This window comes from Agrobacterium sp. rho-8.1 (assembly GCF_033957725.1).
Taxonomy (GTDB): Bacteria; Pseudomonadota; Alphaproteobacteria; order Rhizobiales; family Rhizobiaceae; genus Agrobacterium.
The window spans coordinates 163,724-182,237 of the sequence record NZ_CP192788.1 but is presented as its reverse complement, the minus strand read 5'-3'; the positions used below and the strand labels follow the sequence as shown (position 1 = coordinate 182,237).

Below are 18,514 nucleotides of genomic sequence, written 5' to 3'. Positions count from 1 at the left end.
TTCATGTCTTGGAAAATTATTTCAGAGTGAATTCGTGATCCGGTTCGCTTTACCCGGCATTTGCACGGATTTTTCGTTTGGCGTTGATTCCAAATGAATTTTTTCCGAATGTATCGAAACCTGTCTAAATTCAGGGGTCATAGACGCTTCACGAATGTTACAGCGCGTAACACTTCGTGATGACCCCTTGGCCATTTTTCGCCATCTTTCGCTCGCTCTACACTCTCCTCAATTCAATACGCCTAAGTCCATCGGCGCGGGGCCGAGTATCAGGGAAGCACAGTTTGACGCATATACGACGCATGACTTTTGCGGCTGCAACTATAGCCGCATGTTCCATCATTGCTCCACTTTCAGCACAGGCCGGTACCGGCTGCGGAGGCGCATCCTGGTATGCACTGACCTCCAAGACTGCTTCGGGCGAGCGGATGAACCCCTCCAACCTGACCGCGGCTCATCGTTCGCTGCGCTTCGGGACCAAGGTCAAGGTAACCAACGCTCGCAACGGCAAGGCCGTCGTGGTTCGCATCAACGACCGTGGTCCGTTCATCAAGGGACGCGTGCTCGATCTTTCCAAGGCAGCCGCCAAAAACATCGGCATGGTCAGTTCCGGCACGGCCAAGGTCTGCTACGAAATCATGGCCTCCAACTAAGCCTGTTCCTTCTGAGCGTTTTTTAGGGAATTCTGGGCGAAGACTTGCCCTCGACACCATTCGCGTCTACCAACCCGGACAGATTGTGAATGAGGTAGAATATGCGTTTGGGCGGGCGGTTGGCCGGGGCTATCGAAGTGTTGGCGGATATCGAGGCGCGCAGACGCCCGGTTGCCGACGCACTGAAGGACTGGGGACTGGCGCATCGTTTTGCCGGCTCCGGTGACAGGGCCGCCATCGGCAACATCGTTTACGATGCTCTGCGCATGAAACTTTCCCACGCATGGCTGATGGATGATGAAAGCGCGACTGCGCTCGGCTACGCCGTCATGTTGCGCCAATGGGGCAAATCCGCCGAGCAACTGACAGCCGAATTCGACGGCGACAAATTTGCGCCGGAACCTTTGTCAGATGCGGCTTTGTCGGCATTCGCATCGCGCGCTCTGTCTGACGCGCCTGCCCATGTTCAGGGCGACATTCCCGACTGGGTGCAGGCATCGTTCGAGGCGACCTTCGGTGAGGACTGGCTGCGGCAGGCAAAGGCGCTGAACGAGCGCCCGACGCTCGACCTTCGCGCCAATACTCTGAAGGCATCGCGCACCAAGGTCATCAAGGCACTGGAAGACGCAAAAGCCGAGGCCACGCGCATTGCCCGCCAGGGCGTGCGAATTGCGGCAGGCGCAGGCCCTTCGCGTCTGCCCAACGTGACAGCCGAGCTTTCCTTCCAGAAGGGCTGGTTCGAGGTTCAGGACGAGGGATCGCAGATCGTAGCCGATCTTGCCGGCGCGCAAGAGGGCGAACAGATCCTCGATTATTGTGCGGGCGGTGGCGGCAAGACGCTGGCCATGGCGGCGACCATGAACAACAAGGGTCAGGTTCATGCCTTCGACGCCGACCGCAAGCGGCTGGCTCCGATCATCGAACGATTGAAGCGCGCGGGAACCCGCAATGTGCAGGTTCACGACCGCGCTGAGGCCCTGGAGCGCTATCAAAACAAATTCGACCGCGTTCTGGTCGATGCCCCCTGCACCGGCACCGGCACATGGCGTCGTCGGCCCGACACCAAGTGGCGGCTGACGCAGCGCAATCTGGAAGAGCGGGTCGAACAGCAGCGACAGGCACTGGATCAGGCCAAGATGTTCGTGCGCCCCGGTGGAGAGCTGGTCTATGTCACATGCTCTGTCCTTCCAGAAGAAAACGAGCGTCAGGTTCGTCGTTTCTGTGCCGAGAACCCGGAGTTTTCCATCCGTTCCGCGCTGGATCGCTGGACCAGCATCTTCGGTCCCGACACGGTCAAGCCGTACTCTGCCGATGGCGAAACTTTGACACTGACGCCTGCGACTACCGATACGGACGGCTTCTTTTTCTGCGCCATGAAGCGGACTGCCTAGAGGTATTTCACCCACCGGCAACTGCCGGTTTCGAAAGATATCGAAATCCTGCGCCCTTGTTGGAAAGTTTCTAAACTAGAATATTTGACACAAGTTTGCGATTGGTTCAGAACTCGCCTTCACGGCCTCGTTACAAGGGGGCCGATAGGAGAGACCATGTTCCGCAAATCCTTTTTTGGCGCAAGTCTTGCGCTTCTGGCCACATCAGTGACCCTCACCGCGCTTCCCGCCAGCGCCGCGACCGACCCAGCAGCGGTGGTCAAACATTACGCGGAGCTTGGCCACGCGAAATATCAGGACGCGCTGACGACCGCGCAGACACTCGACAAATCCATCGATGCGCTGATCGCCACGCCGAGCGAGGCCAATCTGAAGGCTGCGCGCGAAGCCTGGATCAAAGCTCGCGTTCCCTATCAGCAGACGGAAGTCTACCGCTTCGGTAACCCGATCGTCGATGAGTGGGAAGGCAAGGTCAATGCCTGGCCGCTGGATGAAGGCCTGATCGATTACGTCGACGGCGCCTATGGCACAGAAAGCGACGAGAACGAGCTCTACACCGCCAACATCATCGCCAACAAAAAGATCAAGGTCGGCGGCGAAGAGGTCGATGCCTCCAAGATCACGCCGGAGCTGATCCAGAGCCTTGCGGAAGCGGGCGAAGTGGAAGCCAACGTGACCACCGGTTACCACGCCATCGAGTTTCTGCTTTGGGGCCAGGATTTGAACGGCACGGGACCGGGTGCGGGAAACCGCCCCTACACCGATTATGATACCAAGAATTGCACCGGTGGCAATTGCGACCGTCGCGCCGATTATCTGAAGGCAGCCTCGACGCTTCTGGTTGCCGACCTCAAGGAAATGACCGACAACTGGGCACCGGATGGCGAAGCGGCAAAAACCGTGGAAGCCGATCCGAAGAAGGGGCTGACCGCCATTCTGACCGGTATGGGCTCGCTGTCTTACGGCGAACTGGCAGGCGAACGCATGAAGCTTGGCCTTCTGCTGCACGACCCGGAAGAAGAGCACGATTGCTTCTCCGACAACACCTACAACTCGCATCTCAACGACGCCATCGGCATCGCCGCCGCCTATAGCGGTGAGTACACAACGGTAGATGGCAAGAAGCTGACCGGCCCTTCGCTTTCGCAACTCGTCGCTGCCAGTGACAAATCGCTGGACACGGAAATGCAGGCCAAGCTGAACAAGACGCTGGATGCCATGCATGCCATGGAAAAGCGCGGCCAGACGGTTGAGGCTTACGACCAGATGATTGCCGAAGGCAACAAGGACGGCAACGCGACCGTACAGGCTGCGATCGACGGGCTTCTGGACCAGACCAAGACCATCGAGCGCGTCATTGCAGCTCTCGATCTGGGCAAGATCCAGCTCGAAGGCTCCGACAGCCTTGATAGCCCGAACGCGGTGTTCAAGTAAGATCGGTGCAGGCCGCGTGCGTGACATGCGGCCTGCCTCCTGCTGCCAGAACCTATGCGGGCGAATTGTTGTGCGAAGAACGCAATCACTCACTTTGACCATGCCTGGGCCTATCCTCCGCGTGTCTTTATGACGTCCACGAAACCACCTCGTTTGCTGGGTACGTTGCTGATCATGGTGACCAGCACTCTGGCGGCTGCGCAAACCGCAGGTCGGTCCGATCTTTCCGCCAAAGACCTGGGCCGAGTCCAGCAGATAACCCGCCCAACCACCGACTTTTCCAAGGCAGAACCGTTCGAAGCCATGTCCGCCGGGGCTGCGACGACAACTGAAGTGCGCGATCCGTTTTCGCAGGCCTCCGCCAACATGACCTTCGAGCGTGGCCAGGATTTCAAGCTGGGCAATGCGCTGTTTCAGAAGCTGTGGGTGTCCTCGCCGTCTTCCACGCAGGCATCTGACGGGCTGGGGCCGCTCTACAATGCGCGGTCTTGCCAGAGCTGTCACACCAAGGATGGGCGCGGGCGACCGCCGGTGGGGAATGAAGACGCGGTTTCGATGTTTCTACGCCTCGCGCGGCCTGCCCGCACGCCGGACGAATTACGAGCGATCCGTGACCACGATGTGGTGAACTTTCCCGATGCGACCTATGGCGGGCAACTACAGAACCTTGCAGTCCCGGGACTTAAAGCGGAAGGCAAGCTCGCCATCTCCTATCAGGAGCAAGTGGTCACGCTTGGTGATGGTGAGACCGTATCCCTGCGAAAGCCCACATACACTATCGACGGGCTGACTTACGGGCCGCTGGAGCCGGATACGACGCTTTCTGCCCGCATCGCTCAGCCGACGCTGGGTCTGGGCCTGATCGAGGCCATTCCTGACGCGGATATTCTGGCCAATGCGAGACCGGATGGCGGCAGGCCGGCTTTTGTGCGGGACCATCGCACAGGTGAATTGAAACTCGGTCGTTTCGGCTGGAAGGCGCAGAATGCCAGCGTGCGCGATCAGGCCGCCCATGCGCTGTCGCATGATATCGGCATTTCCTCGCCGGATGCGCCAAATGCCTTTGGCGACTGTACGGAGAACGAGCCGGACTGTCTGGCCATGCCGACCGGTGTGCAGAAGCGTCTGGGCGACGTGGAAGCGCCCTCCCCCGTGCTGGATCTCATGACCTTCTACACCGAAAATCTGGCCGTACCTGCACGCCGCAATGTCGATGACCCCTCAGTTCTGCGCGGCAAGCAGCAATTCTATGAGGCGGGATGTGCGTCCTGTCATGCGCCGAAATTCGTGACCAAACGCGACGCCAACGATCCGCTGCATTCCTTTCAACTGATCTGGCCCTATTCCGATTTTCTGTTGCACGACATGGGCGAGGGATTGGCGGATGGTCAGCAAGTGGGCGAGGCCAGCGGGCAGGAATGGCGCACCCAGCCGCTTTGGGGCATCGGCCTGACGCAAGCCGTGAACGGCAATGGTTTTTACCTGCATGACGGGCGGGCGCGCAGCCTGACCGAAGCGATCTTGTGGCATGGCGGCGAGGCACAAAAAGCCCGCGATGGTTTTGCTGCCTTGCAAAAGTCGGATCGGCAGGCTTTGCTCAAATTTCTGGAGTCTCTTTGATGGAAAATGCGATGCGAAAAATTCACGCCCTTCTGCCGCTCGCGTTTCTGGTGAGCTTCGGCACCGCACTGGCGCAGGATGTGGAACTGATGCCGCCACCGCCGCTCGACCCGGTGAAAGTCCGCAGCGTGATGGAAAAGGCCGTGGATGGCTTCATTCGCCCCGGCTATGACGGTTTTCGCGATAGCGCCAAGGCGCTGGAGGGCAAGATGCAAGCGCTGTGCGCCGCGCCTTCCGCAGACACGATGGCGGCAGCGAAAGCAGGCTTTGCGGATGCGGCCCACGCATGGGCGGGTATCGAGATCGTCCGCGTCGGCCCCGTCATCGAGCAGAACCGCTTCGAGCGGGTCCTGTATTATCCCGACAAGAAGGGTCTTGGCCTGAAGCAGGTGCAGCGCGCCCTCTCGGAAAAAGACGAGAGCGTGACGACGCCGCAGGGGTTGCGGGCAAAAAGCGTTGCGGCGCAGGGTTTTGGGGCACTGGAATATGTGCTGTACGGCACTGGTGCGGACGCCATTCTGACTGAGAAGAACGGCTTCCGTTGCCGCTATGGCGCGGCCATTGCGGGCAATGTCGCCAATATTGGCAAGGAACTTTCCGAACTCTGGGACGCGCCGGACGGGATGGCGAAGAACTGGAAGGAACCCGGACCTGACAATCCGGTGTTTCGTGACGAGCGCGAGGCGCTGGTGGCGCTGCTGGGCATTCTGGTACACGGCTCGGAAGCCATTCGCGACCAACGCATCGAAACCTTCTACAAGGGGCCGGACAATGCCAAATTTCCGCGCACCGCAATCTACTGGCGCTCGGGCCTGACATGGAAGAGCATTGGCGACAATGTGTCTGCCGTGCAGACGCTGCTGCACAAGGCAGGCATGAGCGATCTTCTGCCGCCGGATCAGCGCTCGATTATGGGCTCCATCGACTTTATCGCCAAATCCATGGTCCGCGTGTCCAGCACCATCGAACCCGATGTTGAAAAGGCGCTCGATGACGACAAGGAACGCGCCAAGGTCGATTATCTTCTGTTGAACGGCAAGGACCTGATCTACCGCATCAACGACCAGTATGGTGGGGCCGTCGGCCTCAGCTCCGGCTTTTCGTTTGCGGATGGGGATTGAGTGTGACGAAGGACAAACGGCTGCTGATCGACCGCCGCACCTTCATCAAGGCGGCAGGATTGCCGTTTCTGGCATCGCTTGCGCCGCGCTCGCTCTATGCACTGGAGCGGACGGACGCGGTCTTTGCCTCTGCCTTCCGCGACCGCGATGGCGCTCACGGCGTGGCGACGGTGAGCGAAGCGGGCGAGATTATCGACCGGTTGGTTCTGCCTGCCCGCGCCCATGGCATGGCGGCCAGCCGTGCTACCGGCGTAACGGTGGCCTTTGCCCGCAGGCCCGGCACCTTCTTCATGGCGTTCGACCCCGCCAAACGGCGCGAACCCATCGTGATGCACACGCCGGAGAACCGGCATTTCTACGGGCACGGCCAGTTTTCGCCTGATGGATCGATCCTCTATGCCAGCGAAAACGACTTCGACAGAAATCGTGGTGTGATCGGTCTCTACGATGCCCGTGATGACTTCAGGCGGATCGGTGAATATGATGCGCGCGGCATCGGCACCCATGACATGACTGTCAGCGACGACGGGCGGATGATCATCATCGCCAATGGCGGCATCGAGACACACCCGGATTTTGGTCGCACCAAGCTCAACATCGACGCGATGGAGCCTTCGCTGGTGCTGCTCGATGCGGCGACGGGACGGCTGATCCAGCGGCATGGGCTCGCGAAAGACCTGCGCCAGCTTTCCACCCGCCATGTCGATCTGGGACGTGACGGGCGCATCTGGTTTGCCTGTCAGTATGAGGGACCGCGCAACGATATGCCGCCGCTGGTGGGGTATTTTTCCAAGGGTGATGATCTGCGCTTCATCGATATGCCGGAAGAAACCACCGCGCGACTGGCCAATTATGTCGGGGCCATCGCCATCAACCGGAAAGACGGCATCGTCGGCCTGACATCGCCCAACGGCAATGTGACGGTGATGCTGGATGAGAAAAGCGGTAGCGTTGTCGGCGAGACGGCGCTTCGCGAGGCGGCGGGTGTGGCCGCTGCGGCAAAAGGCATCGTAACCTCGTCCTATGATGGGCAATTCGGGACCAAAACCAGTGCCGTGGCGTGGGACCAGCACATCGTGAGACTTGCCTGATAAATTGCTAAAATAACACCGGAACAGAAGGCACGTCTGTGCATTTGATCTCTATGAAAAAAGCGCTGGTCTATTTCCTTTTCGTCCTGGCAGTCGTCACCATCGGCGCGCTGATCGGCATGAACAATGTGCCGGGCGAATGGTACCAGTCGCTCAACAAACCCTTCTTCAATCCACCCAACTGGATTTTCGGGCCGGTCTGGACAGCGCTTTACGTGATGATTGCGATTGCCGGAGCCCGCACGTGGCTGCAAAGCCGCATGGGCGGGCGCATGCAGTTGTGGGGCAGCCAGATGCTGTTGAACTTCATGTGGTCGCCGATCTTCTTCACGATGCAGAGCCCCGCTGGGGCGCTGATCCTTATCGTACCGATGCTGATCTGCGTCGTCGCTTTCATCCTGATGACTGCCACGCGCGACCGCATCTCCATGTGGCTGTTCGTCCCCTATGCGGTTTGGGTGGCTTTTGCGACGCTGCTCAACGCCAGCATCGTCTATCTCAACTAGCCACCTCATCGCCCTTGCCTTGTGGTCCTGCACACGCCATGTTTCGACTAGGAAACAGGGAAAGGCAGGGGAATGGATTTTACCGATCCCGGCGATTATCGCCAGCGGATAGAAAAAAGCTTCGCACGCCAGGGCGTCGTTCAGGCCATCAAAGCCGAGATTTCGCGCATCGAGCACCGGCTGGTGGAAATCGAGCTGCCGTTTCACCCGAAGCTCACGCAGCAACACGGCATCCTGCATGCAGGTGTTATTGCCGCTGCGCTGGACACCGCCTGCACCTATGCTGCCTACACGATCATCGCGCCGGAGACGTCGCTTCTGACCATCGAGTTTAAGGTCAACCTGATGTCGCCAGGGCGTGGCGAGCGGTTTTTGTTTCGCGGTGAAATCACCAAGCCGGGCAGCAATATCATCGTCGCAGACGGTCGCGCTTATGCGCTGTCCGATGGACCCGCCAAGTTGATTGCCTCCATGACCGGCACGATGATGGTGATGAAGGGCCGCGAAGGTTTCGACGAATGAGGGATGAGACTGTGGATGTTGCAGGCAAACGTCTGCTGTTCGTGATGGCGGCCGATGCCGAATATGGCCCGCACCTGAAAGCGCGTTTCACACCGCTGATGACGGGCGTTGGTCCGGTGGAGGCCGCCGTTTCGGTGGCGACGGCGCTCGCCGAAATGCGGATGCGGGACAGTTTGCCGGACCTCGTGGTGTCGCTCGGGTCTGCCGGATCGCGCACACTGGAGCAGGCGCAGGTCTATCAGGCCACCTCCGTGTCCTACCGCGACATGGATGCGTCTGCCTTCGGGTTCGAGAAAGGCCGCACGCCGTTTGTCGATCTTCCTGCCGAAATCGCTTTGCCTCTGCGCATTCCGGGGGTGGCGCAAGCGCGGCTTTCCACCGGCGCAAACGTGGTGTCCGGCTCGGCCTATGACGTGATCGATGCAGAGATGGTGGAGATGGAGACATTTGCCATTTTGCGGGCCTGCCAGCGCTTCGACATTCCGCTGATCGGTCTGCGCGGCATCTCCGATGGCAAGGCGGATGTGAGCCATATCGATGACTGGACGGAGTATCTGCACGTGATTGACGAGAAGCTGGCGGAAGCCGTGGACAGGCTGTGTCACGCCGTGGAAGTTAGCGAGATCGCGCTCTAAAGGTCTTGCTAAATCGCTTATTTTCTGGCTTTTCAGGCCATGTCACGGGTTGCCTAAAGCCCCGGATTTCTTTAAAGGCTCGCCATGACCCAGATAGCCCATCCCGACAGCATCCTCATCATCGATTTCGGCAGCCAGGTGACGCAGCTTATTGCGCGCCGTGTTCGCGAGGCCGGAGTCTATTGCGAAATCCACCCGTTTCAGAACGCCGCGGACGCTTTCGAGAAGCTGGCACCGAAGGGCGTCATTTTCTCCGGTGGCCCGGCTTCCGTGACGGCAGAGGGAAGCCCGCGCGCACCGCAGGCTGTGTTCGATGCAGGCATTCCGATCCTCGGCATTTGCTACGGCCAGCAGACGTTGTGCACCCAGCTGGGCGGCACTGTCGAAGGCGGGCATGCGGCGGAATTCGGACGCGCCGACATCGAAATCAAGAAGGCGAGCCCGCTGTTTGACGGTTTCTGGGAACTGGGTGGACGCTACCCCGTGTGGATGAGCCATGGCGACCGCGTGACGCAATTGCCGCATGGTTTCGACGTGGCCGCGACATCCGAGAACGCGCCGTTTGCCATCGCCGTCGATGAAGAGCGCCGCTATTACACCACCATGTTCCACCCTGAGGTCATGCACACGCCTGACGGTGCCAAGCTGCTCTCCAATTTCGTCCACAAGATCGTCGGTCTGAAGTCCGATTGGACCATGGCAGCCTACCGCGCAGAGATGATCCGCAAGATCCGCGAGCAGGTCGGCACCGAGCGGGTGATTTGCGGTCTGTCGGGTGGCGTCGATTCCTCCGTTGCCGCGGTTCTCATCCACGAAGCCATCGGCGACCAGTTGACCTGCATTTATGTCGATCACGGCATGATGCGCCTTGCCGAGAGCGATCAGGTCGTGACCATGTTCCGCGACCATTACAACATTCCGCTGGTGCATGTGGATGCGTCCGACCTGTTCCTGACGGAACTGGCCGGTGTTTCCGACCCGGAAGTCAAGCGCAAGACCATCGGTCGTCTGTTCATCGAGACCTTCGAGGCCGAAGCCGCCAAGATCGCGTCCGACGGCAAGGGCGCACCTGCATTTCTGGCGCAGGGTACCCTCTACCCCGACGTCATCGAAAGCGTGTCCTTCTCCGGTGGTCCATCCGTCACCATCAAGAGCCACCACAATGTCGGCGGTCTTCCAGAACGCATGAACATGAAGCTGGTGGAGCCGCTGCGTGAGCTGTTCAAGGATGAGGTGCGTGTGCTTGGCCGCGAGCTTGGTCTGCCCGAAAGCTTCATCGGTCGCCACCCCTTCCCCGGACCTGGCCTCGCCATCCGTTGCCCCGGTGTCGTGACGCGCGAAAAGCTGGATATTCTCCGCAAGGCCGATGCCGTCTATCTCGATGAGATCCGCAAGGCTGGCCTTTACGACACCATCTGGCAGGCTTTCGCCGTGCTGCTTCCGGTGCAGACCGTGGGCGTCATGGGTGACTACCGCACCTACGATTTCGTCTGCGCGCTGCGCGCCGTGACCTCGGTGGACGGCATGACGGCAGACTTCTACCCCTACGACATGAACTTCCTAGGACGTGCGGCAACCCGCATCATCAACGAAGTCAAGGGCATCAACCGCGTCGTGTATGATGTGACCAGCAAGCCGCCCGGCACGATCGAGTGGGAATAGAACAGCTTTGACTGTTTGGGATTGGCCGGGCGCTGTTGAAAGACGGTGGCCCGGCTTTTTTGTGTTCACTCGAAACGCTTGAATATGGCCTGCTGACGCTGTATCTTACTCTTGTCTTACTTGAGGGGGATGCATGCCGCAGACTGAAAAACTGACCACGACAGTCTCGACAAAGGGGCAGGTCATTCTTCCCAAGGCCATACGTCAGCATCGCGACTGGGGTGCGGGAACGCGTCTGATTGTCGAGGAAACGGCTGAGGGGGTTCTTTTGAGGCGCGCGCCAGCCTTTGCGCAGACCAAAGCCGAAGACGTGTTCGGCATGTTGCCGTTCAGCGGAGAACCGAAAACACTTGATGAAATGGATGAAGCCGTTCTAGCCGAAGCACGCCGCAGCCATGATCGCGATTGATACCAATATCGTGGTTCGCTATTTGACCGGCGACCACCCGGAACAATCACCGCGCGCCCGCTCAATCATCGACGGGCAATCTGTCTTCGTGACCGTCACTGTGCTGCTCGAGAGCGAGTGGGTGTTGCGCAGCGCCTATAACTATAGCCGCACCGAGACTGTCCATGCCCTGCGTGCTTTTTGTGGATTGCCGACTGTCAGTACGGAAGACGCTGACGCGGTGGCCATCGCGCTCGATCTGTCGCAAAAGGGTGTGGATTTTGGCGATGCCCTGCACGTAACACGAGCCGCCCATTGCGAAAGGTTCGTGACCTTTGATCGCAGATTTATCAAAGCCGCTTGCGCCGCCGGGCATGAAGCGATTGGCGAGGCTTGATCAACTCACGCCAGGACGAGGCAAATGCGCCTCGTCACACACAATCAAATCTTAGAGCTGAACTTTGTTGAAAGCAGAACGGTCGATGCCGAGTGCTTCGAGGTCTGCGCCGGCTGGCTTGCGGTGTGAGCGAACTGCGGCAGAAACGGCAACGGCTGCACCAAAAATGGCAAAAGTCTCGCCGAAGAACTTACGGGATGTCTTAGCAACGTTACGCATGTTTCTATCTCCTTGTGTGTTGCTTAGAATATGGGCATGGACAGTGTTTTGCACAACGCCTGATGTAGCAGGCAAGCCATGCGCCGCAGCTGGAACTCGTTTGGATGTCAGCTATCGCAAACTTGCATGGCTCATCGTTATTTGAATGGGCTTTATATTTTGATATGCCAGTGTGTGAGCATCAAAAGGCAGGCAGAATGACCATCACCATCTACGGTATCAAGAATTGCGACACGATGAAAAAGGCCCGCACCTGGCTGGAAGCGCGCGGTGTTGATTATGCCTTTCATGATTATAAAACGGCTGGCATCGATGCTGCCCATCTCAACGCGTGGTGTGATGCCGCCGGTTGGGAAACGGTGCTGAACCGCGCAGGCACAACGTTCAAGAAGATCGATGATGCCGACAAAGCCGATCTGAATCGCGACAAGGCAATCGCGCTGATGCTGGCGCAACCATCCATGATCAAGCGCCCTATTCTGGAGGCCAAGGACAAGATCACTGTGGGGTTCAAGCCGGAAATCTATGAAGCACTTTTCGGTTAGGCGACACCCATGTCGAAGACCACGCGCGCGACCCAGGTGCTGTCCAAGGCTGGAATTACGTTTACGACCGTGACCTATGACTACGATCCGAATGCAGAACGCATCGGCCTTCAGGCGGCAGAAGCCATCGGTGCCGAACCGCATCTGGTGCTGAAGACGCTGATGGCGGATGTCGATGGCAAGGCTGTCTGCGTTGTCGTACCCTCCGATCACGAGGTCAGCATGAAGAAGCTGGCGGCAGCTTTTGGCGGCAAATCCGCCCAGATGATGAAGCCAGCCGATGCCGAACGCGCGACGGGATATCATGTCGGCGGGATCAGCCCCTTTGGCCAGAAAAAGCAGGTGCCGACGGCGATCGAGGTGCAATCCATGCGCCATGATCTCGTCTACATGAATGGCGGGCAGCGAGGCTTGCAGGTACGTCTTTCCCCTGGCGATGCACAGGCGGTTTTGAAGGCGCTGGCGGTTTCTCTGGTCAGCGAATAGCAGAAAGCCGGTTGGCTTTCGCGGCGAATGGGCTATGTTTTGCGCCTCGCAATACAGACGTGAAGGCGTATCATGACAGTCTCCCCCATCGATCCCGTCAAACTGGAAAAGCTGGCTGAAGTTGCCATCAAGGTCGGGCTGCAATTGCAGAAGGATCAGGATCTGGTCATCACGGCCCCGCTGGCGGCGCTACCGCTGGTGCGGTTCTTGACCAAGCACGCCTATATGGCTGGCAGCGGTCTGGTGACGGCTTTCTATTCCGACGAGGAAACGACGCTGGCACGTTATAACCATGCCAGCGACGCCAATTTCGACCGGGCCTCCGGCTGGCTCTATGAAGGCATGGCGAAGGCCTATGCCAATGGTGCCGCTCGTCTGGCGATCTCAGGCGACAACCCGATGCTGCTGGCCGATGCCGACCCGGCCAAGGTTGCACGTGCCAACAAGGCCAATTCCACCGCTTACAAGCCAGCCCTTGAGAAGATCTCCAACTTCGATATCAACTGGAACATCATCTCCTACCCCAACCCATCCTGGGCCAGACAGGTGTTCCCCGGCATTCCAGAAGACGAAGCCGTGAAGAAGCTGGCCGATGCCATCTTTGCAGCGTCGCGTGTCGATCTGGCCGATCCGGTCGCGGCATGGGCGGAGCACAATGCCAACCTTGCCAAGCGCTCCAAGTGGCTGAATGGAGAGCGGTTCTCCGCCCTGCATTTCACCGGACCCGGTACGGATGTGACCATCGGTCTCGCAGACAGCCATGAATGGCATGGTGGTGCCTCTGTCGCCAAGAATGGCGTGACCTGCAATCCCAACATTCCGACCGAAGAAGTCTTCACCACGCCGCATGCGCTGCGTGTGGATGGCTACGTGTCGTCGACCAAGCCGCTGTCGCATCAGGGCACGTTGATCGACGATATCCAGGTCAAGTTCGAGGCAGGTCGCATCGTGGAAGCCAAGGCGTCCAAGGGCGAATCCGTCCTGAACAAGGTTTTGGATACGGATGAGGGCGCACGGCGTCTGGGCGAAGTGGCCCTGGTGCCGCACTCCTCCCCCATCTCGGCCAGCGGCATCTTGTTCTACAACACGCTGTTCGATGAAAATGCGTCGTGCCACATCGCGCTGGGTCAATGCTATTCCAAGTGCTTCGTCGATGGCGCTTCGCTCACGCAGGATCAGATCAAGGCGCAGGGTGGCAATTCCAGCCTCATCCACATCGACTGGATGATCGGCTCCGACAAGGTGGATATCGATGGCGTCAGAGAAGATGGCACCGCGGTACCCGTGATGCGCAAGGGCGAGTGGGCCTGACGATGTCTAGCGTGGCGCCTGACTTTTCTGACTGAGCCACACGCTGGACAGCACCATGACAAAACCGGCGATCTGCGCTGGCGCAAGGCTTTGTCCGAGCGCCAGCCAGCCCAGAAGTGTCGCTGTCACGGGGCTTAGGAAGCCGAGTGATGCCGCCACCGATGGCTCGATGCGCGAAAGGCCACGAAACCACAGGAGGTAGGTAAAGGCGGCGCCGATCAAGCCGAGATATGCCAGGCCCAGAATGTTCGCCGCGCTGAGTGTGGGCAAAGCGGGCTCCAGACACCAGGCGACCGGCACGAGCAGGAGGCCGCCCGCCGTGAGTTGCCACGCCGTAAATGTCAGACTGGAGACCGGCGGCTGCCATTTGCGCGTCAAGACCGTACCGAAGGCCATGGAGACCGCACCGGCAAGAGCAGCTGCAATCCCAACGGGGTCCAACGCCGCATGTGGTGTCACCACCAAGAATGCCACGCCTGCCATGCCGATGATGCCGGCGGCGATTGCCATGGCGCGAATGGGACGGGCAAGAAACACCCGCGATAGCGCGATAACGATCAGAGGCTGGACCGCGCCCACAGTGGCTGCCACGCCGCCGGGCAGACGGTAGGCAGCGACGAACAGCATGGCCCAGAAGACAGCGAAGTTCAGCCCACCCAGAAAAAAGGCCCGGCCCCACCAGATGCCGAACGGTAGCCTGCGAACAAACAGCAGCAACAGCAGGCCCGCCGGCAGGGCACGCAACATGGCAACGTGCATGGGGTAGCCATAGGGCAAAAACTGGGTCGTGACGAAGTAGGTACTCCCCCAAATGGCTGGGGCGATTGCCGTCAAGGCAACGTCGGAGATGTTGCACGTATATTTCTTCATTTCAAGAATCTCTATATCAAGATAAATTTAAGGTATCGACATTTATCTTGACGTCAAGAGACCTGCTGATATCTTTCGTCCATGAGTGAAAAAAACGAAGCTGATCATGTCGATGCCATTCTGGCCCAATGGGGACGGGAACGGCCTGACCTGGATGTCGCACCCATGGGCATCATGGGCCGTCTGCACCGTCTGGCCACCCATCTCGGCCGCGAGGTCGAGGCCGTTCTGCTGCAACATGGATTGTCTTCTTCAGCTTTCGATGTGATGGCAACCCTGCGGCGCGCAGGCGCACCCTACCGGCTTTCGCCCGGCGAATTGCTTGAAATGACCATGGTCAGTTCAGGCACCATGACAAACCGCATCGACCAGTTGGAAAAAGCAGGGCTGGTGGAGCGGATCAACAATCCCGATGACCGACGGAGTGTATTGATTACCTTGACGGAAAAAGGGTTTGCGACGGTGGACGCGGCGGTGAAGGCGCATGTGGCAAACCAGCACAGGCTGCTCGCCGCCATCAGCGAAAACGACAAAGCCGAGTTCAATCGCCTGCTGAAAACGTTCCTCGCCCGTCTTGAGTGAGGCGGCAACGACCGACTAAAACAGGCTGCCCTGACCAGCCGGACCCGATATCGGCGCCTTCGTGGTTTTTTTCTTCGGCGCGGATGCAACGCCGTCTTCTGTCGCCACTCCCTCGCCCGTGGCAACCGCTGAAACGCGACCGTCGGCAAATTCCATCGATACCATCGCACCTGGCATGACGGCGGCCGCACGGGTCAGCGGATTGTTGTCCTCATCGCGAATGACGGCGTAACCGCGTTTCAGTACATTCTTGTAGGACAGCGACTGTAGAATACGATCATGGGCGGCGATGCCGGAGCGATTTTGCGCCATGCGGTGCAGAACGGCGGTATCGGTGCGACGGGCGGCACTGGACACCCTTTCCTTTTGGCGCTCCAGCTGGCCGAGAAGCCGGGCTGGCAGGGCACGCAGGGAGGAGTCCGACGAGGACACACGCGATTGCGCCTGCAGCAAGCGGCGCTCGACCAGACTTTCGGCCCGCTGCATGCGCTCCTGAATACGCTGACGTTGTTGTTTGAGGCCATGGGCCAGCACATCCGGGCGAAGACCCGAAGCAGTGCGCTCGAAACTGCGGCGCTTGTTGAGGGTGTTCAACTCCAGTCCGCGACCCAGCCCGCTGGCAGCTTCATCGAAGCGACGACGTGGCAGCGCGAGCAACTGATCGATGGAAGGGAGTGCCCGCACCAGTGCCCGCACGCCCTGGCGGCGATTGTCCATCTGCCGGGACATGGAGCCGGAAAGCCGGGCGGACAGGCCCGAAAGCTGCGCCTCCAGATCCGCCCGAACAGGCACGGCCATTTCGGCGGCACCTGTCGGCGTCGGCGCGCGCACATCGGCGGCGTGGTCGATCAGTGTCGTATCGGTTTCATGGCCGACGGCAGAGATCAACGGGATCTGGCTCTCGGCCGCAGCACGTACGACGATTTCGTCGTTGAAGCTCCAGAGATCCTCCAGGCTACCGCCGCCACGCGCCACGATCAGCACGTCGGGGCGCGGAATATCGCCGCCAATCTCCAGCGCGTTGAAGCCTCTGATCGCGTTGGCAACCTCTTCGCCGGAGCCTTCGCCCTGCACTTTCACCGGCCAGACCAGCACATGCACGGGGAAGCGATCGGAGATGCGGTGCAGAATATCACGGATGACGGCGCCTGTCGGCGATGTGACGACACCGATGACCCTTGGCATATAGGGCAGACGGCGCTTGCGGGCCAGATCGAACAGGCCTTCGGTGGCCAGTTTGCGGCGACGCTCTTCCAGAAGCGCCATCAGCGCGCCAGCACCGGCAGGCTCCAGGCTCTCGATGACGATCTGGTATTTGGATGAGCCGGGGAAGGTCGTGATCTTGCCGGTGGCGATGACCTCCATACCCTCTTCCGGGCGGAATTTCAGCTTGGAGAAACTGCCCTTCCAGATGACGGCATCGATGCGGGCGCGATCGTCCTTCAGCGAGAAATAGGCATGGCCCGACGTGTGCTGGCCACGATAGCCGGAAATCTCGCCCCGCACGCGCACCTGATCAAAGGCGGTCTCAACGGTACGTTTGATGGAGCCGGAAAGCTCCGAAACGGAAAACTCCGCGAGATTGGTGAGAGGCTGGCTGAAAATGTCGCTCATGCCCTTTACTACCGCCATGTCTGGCGATTCGCAAACCGGCTTGATGACGCGGATTTGACAATTTTCTGCCGATTAAATTTCACAAAATTGCAACAATCTGCTATTTTGGCAGTTGGACGTGCATATACGGAGGAGAATACGGGTCTTTGAGGATGACGGTGCCTTTCCTCAGGCCCTCTGGAGGAGGAGCGGCATCATGGTATTTGTTCTTGGACTCTCACTTGGCATTGCTGCGCTTGCTTTGCGCTCGGTGACCGCCATTGCAGCCACTGGCATTATGATTGTTGTCGCCTTTGCGGTGGCGGCCTTGGTCTCTGCATCCGGCGTTCAATTTATAGCGCTTCTGGTCGCTCTGGCAGGGTATAATGTCGGAATTGCAACAGGCTTCGGCGCCACGCTTGCGATGCGGGGACTGCGCCCCGTTTGAAGCCTTGTGTGCTTGGGGTGTCGCTGAACGTCCTTTCATTCATTTGAAAAGTGACGTTTGGTCCCGCGCGTTGGCTTGCCCATCGGTTAGCCAGAGTAGGTATGAGCGGTTGCTTACCCCGCTAATCTGCCTTGGCTTCGGCTTATCCCGGCCCTGCCCTAGGGTCGAAACCCAATCAATCTATTGATTATATTATCTCTACATGATTCACTTGCCGCAAAAGCGGGAGTGTTTGACCATGGCCGGAGAATTTTGGCTTGATGACCACCAATGGGCAGTGATTGCGCCAATGCTTCCCACCAACCAGCCTGGCGCTCATCGCACCGATGATCGCCGGATCATAAGCGGGATCATTCACGTCTTGCGATCCGGCTGCCGATGGCAGGATTGTCCGGCCTGCTACGGCCCCTCAACAACCGTCTACAATCGCTTCCATCGCTGGTCTGCAAAAGGGATATGGCGAAGACTGTTTGAAGCCTTGGTGCAAACCACCGATCGGGATATCCATATGATCGACAGCACCACCGCAAAAGCACACCGTTCAGCCGCTGGCGGAAAAGGGGGGCAGATGCCGAAGCCATCGGTCACTCGCGAGGCGGCAGATCGACAAAAATCCATGCTGTTGTCGATGGTTGCGGCCGTCCAATCGCGTTGCGAATAACGCCTGGGCAACGCGGGGACGCACCCGTTGCCATTCCGCTGCTCGAACCTTTGCCACCGACGCGGCTCTGCGCCGCAGATACGGCTTACGACAGCGACGCTTTGCGCGACTTCCTGACAACGCGCGGCACTGAACCCGTCATTCCAAACAATCCAACCCGAAAGCGGATCAAGCCCTTCGACCCGATCGCCTACAGACGACGAAACATCATCGAGCGCACATTCTGCCGTCTCAAGGATTGGAGGCGTGTTGCAACACGATACGACAAGCTCATGATCAACTTCGCGGCAACATGCTACATCGCCGCTATCGTTACATGGTGGATTAATTGAGTCTGGAGCCTAGTGCTTACGCGCTCGACGCGGAATGAAACCGGCAA

The 18,514-nt window shown here is 59.1% G+C and carries 21 protein-coding genes; 18 read left to right on the top strand and 3 right to left on the bottom strand.

From position 1 onward, the window contains the following. Positions 1–284 precede the first annotated feature (284 nt). The 12 genes from RMR21_RS00945 (at position 285) to RMR21_RS00890 (ending at position 11,420) form a co-directional block, all read left to right on the top strand. Positions 285–653, top strand: coding sequence for a septal ring lytic transglycosylase RlpA family protein (locus RMR21_RS00945; protein ID WP_174151911.1), 369 nt, complete (start codon positions 285–287; stop codon positions 651–653). Between the two features lie 101 nt (positions 654–754). Beyond that, the gene (locus tag RMR21_RS00940; protein WP_498668878.1) at positions 755–2,044 is read left to right on the top strand and encodes an RsmB/NOP family class I SAM-dependent RNA methyltransferase; all 1,290 of its coding nucleotides are present in this window, start codon (positions 755–757) and stop codon (positions 2,042–2,044) included. A 156-nt stretch (positions 2,045–2,200) separates the two neighbouring features. After that, positions 2,201–3,478: an imelysin family protein gene (locus RMR21_RS00935; protein WP_498668877.1), complete on the top strand. Its 1,278-nt coding sequence runs from the start codon at positions 2,201–2,203 to the stop codon at positions 3,476–3,478. Between the two features lie 129 nt (positions 3,479–3,607). Next, positions 3,608–5,098 carry a di-heme oxidoreductase family protein gene (locus RMR21_RS00930; protein ID WP_498668876.1) on the top strand — a complete coding sequence of 497 codons (1,491 nt, stop codon included), beginning with the start codon at positions 3,608–3,610 and terminating at the stop codon, positions 5,096–5,098. Beyond that, on the top strand, positions 5,098–6,219 hold the full coding sequence (locus RMR21_RS00925) for an imelysin family protein (protein WP_498668875.1): 1,122 nt from the start codon (positions 5,098–5,100) through the stop codon (positions 6,217–6,219). Before RMR21_RS00930 ends, RMR21_RS00925 begins: the two co-directional genes overlap by 1 nt. A gap of 2 nt (positions 6,220–6,221) precedes the next feature. Further along, the gene (locus tag RMR21_RS00920) at positions 6,222–7,310 is read left to right on the top strand and encodes a DUF1513 domain-containing protein (protein ID WP_498668874.1); all 1,089 of its coding nucleotides are present in this window, start codon (positions 6,222–6,224) and stop codon (positions 7,308–7,310) included. 53 nt (positions 7,311–7,363) lie between these two features. Continuing rightward, positions 7,364–7,816: a TspO/MBR family protein gene (locus RMR21_RS00915; protein WP_498670201.1), complete on the top strand. Its 453-nt coding sequence runs from the start codon at positions 7,364–7,366 to the stop codon at positions 7,814–7,816. A gap of 72 nt (positions 7,817–7,888) precedes the next feature. Next, positions 7,889–8,338 carry a PaaI family thioesterase gene (locus RMR21_RS00910; protein WP_498668873.1) on the top strand — a complete coding sequence of 150 codons (450 nt, stop codon included), beginning with the start codon at positions 7,889–7,891 and terminating at the stop codon, positions 8,336–8,338. Next, entirely contained in the window at positions 8,335–8,973 is a 639-nt protein-coding gene (locus RMR21_RS00905; RefSeq protein WP_498668872.1) for a 5'-methylthioadenosine/S-adenosylhomocysteine nucleosidase, read from the top strand. The genes RMR21_RS00910 and RMR21_RS00905 overlap by 4 nt, the downstream gene beginning before the upstream one ends. A gap of 84 nt (positions 8,974–9,057) precedes the next feature. Continuing rightward, positions 9,058–10,635, top strand: coding sequence for a glutamine-hydrolyzing GMP synthase (guaA, locus tag RMR21_RS00900; RefSeq protein WP_498668871.1), 1,578 nt, complete (start codon positions 9,058–9,060; stop codon positions 10,633–10,635). Between the two features lie 133 nt (positions 10,636–10,768). Then, complete coding sequence (locus RMR21_RS00895) at positions 10,769–11,044, top strand: AbrB/MazE/SpoVT family DNA-binding domain-containing protein (protein ID WP_498668870.1); 276 nt, start codon at positions 10,769–10,771, stop codon at positions 11,042–11,044. Further along, on the top strand, positions 11,031–11,420 hold the full coding sequence (locus tag RMR21_RS00890) for a type II toxin-antitoxin system VapC family toxin (RefSeq protein ID WP_498668869.1): 390 nt from the start codon (positions 11,031–11,033) through the stop codon (positions 11,418–11,420). Before RMR21_RS00895 ends, RMR21_RS00890 begins: the two co-directional genes overlap by 14 nt. 51 nt (positions 11,421–11,471) lie before the next feature. On the opposite strand, the gene RMR21_RS00885 is transcribed toward RMR21_RS00890, so the two are convergent. Then, entirely contained in the window at positions 11,472–11,639 is a 168-nt protein-coding gene (locus RMR21_RS00885) for a hypothetical protein (protein WP_498668868.1), read from the bottom strand. A 197-nt stretch (positions 11,640–11,836) separates the two neighbouring features. Between RMR21_RS00885 and RMR21_RS00880 the strand changes: the two genes are divergently transcribed. The 3 genes from RMR21_RS00880 to RMR21_RS00870 all read left to right on the top strand — a co-directional run bounded on the left by RMR21_RS00880 (position 11,837) and on the right by RMR21_RS00870 (position 13,981). Continuing rightward, positions 11,837–12,184 (top strand): ArsC family reductase, encoded by a 348-nt coding sequence (locus RMR21_RS00880; RefSeq protein ID WP_498668867.1) that lies wholly within the window; start codon positions 11,837–11,839, stop codon positions 12,182–12,184. Positions 12,185–12,193: 9 nt separating this feature from the next. Continuing rightward, entirely contained in the window at positions 12,194–12,670 is a 477-nt protein-coding gene (ybaK, locus tag RMR21_RS00875) for a Cys-tRNA(Pro) deacylase (RefSeq protein ID WP_498668865.1), read from the top strand. A gap of 72 nt (positions 12,671–12,742) precedes the next feature. Further along, entirely contained in the window at positions 12,743–13,981 is a 1,239-nt protein-coding gene (locus RMR21_RS00870; protein ID WP_498668864.1) for an aminopeptidase, read from the top strand. Positions 13,982–13,987: 6 nt separating this feature from the next. On the opposite strand, the gene RMR21_RS00865 is transcribed toward RMR21_RS00870, so the two are convergent. After that, entirely contained in the window at positions 13,988–14,851 is an 864-nt protein-coding gene (locus RMR21_RS00865) for an EamA family transporter (protein WP_498668863.1), read from the bottom strand. A gap of 81 nt (positions 14,852–14,932) precedes the next feature. Between RMR21_RS00865 and RMR21_RS00860 the strand changes: the two genes are divergently transcribed. Then, the gene (locus RMR21_RS00860; protein ID WP_498668862.1) at positions 14,933–15,433 is read left to right on the top strand and encodes a MarR family winged helix-turn-helix transcriptional regulator; all 501 of its coding nucleotides are present in this window, start codon (positions 14,933–14,935) and stop codon (positions 15,431–15,433) included. A gap of 15 nt (positions 15,434–15,448) precedes the next feature. Here the strand turns inward: RMR21_RS00860 and xseA are convergent, their stop codons facing one another. After that, entirely contained in the window at positions 15,449–17,047 is a 1,599-nt protein-coding gene (gene xseA / locus RMR21_RS00855) for an exodeoxyribonuclease VII large subunit (protein ID WP_498670200.1), read from the bottom strand. Positions 17,048–17,243: 196 nt separating this feature from the next. On the opposite strand from xseA, the gene RMR21_RS00850 reads away from it, so the two are divergent. Continuing rightward, the gene (locus RMR21_RS00850; RefSeq protein WP_498668861.1) at positions 17,244–17,474 is read left to right on the top strand and encodes a hypothetical protein; all 231 of its coding nucleotides are present in this window, start codon (positions 17,244–17,246) and stop codon (positions 17,472–17,474) included. 238 nt (positions 17,475–17,712) lie between these two features. After that, positions 17,713–18,467 (top strand): IS5 family transposase gene (locus tag RMR21_RS00845; protein ID WP_498668860.1). Its coding sequence is split into 2 segments (ribosomal slippage): positions 17,713–18,043 and positions 18,043–18,467, totalling 756 coding nucleotides; the frame shifts between segments, so codons are not numbered across the junction. Positions 18,468–18,514: the final 47 nt, after the last annotated feature.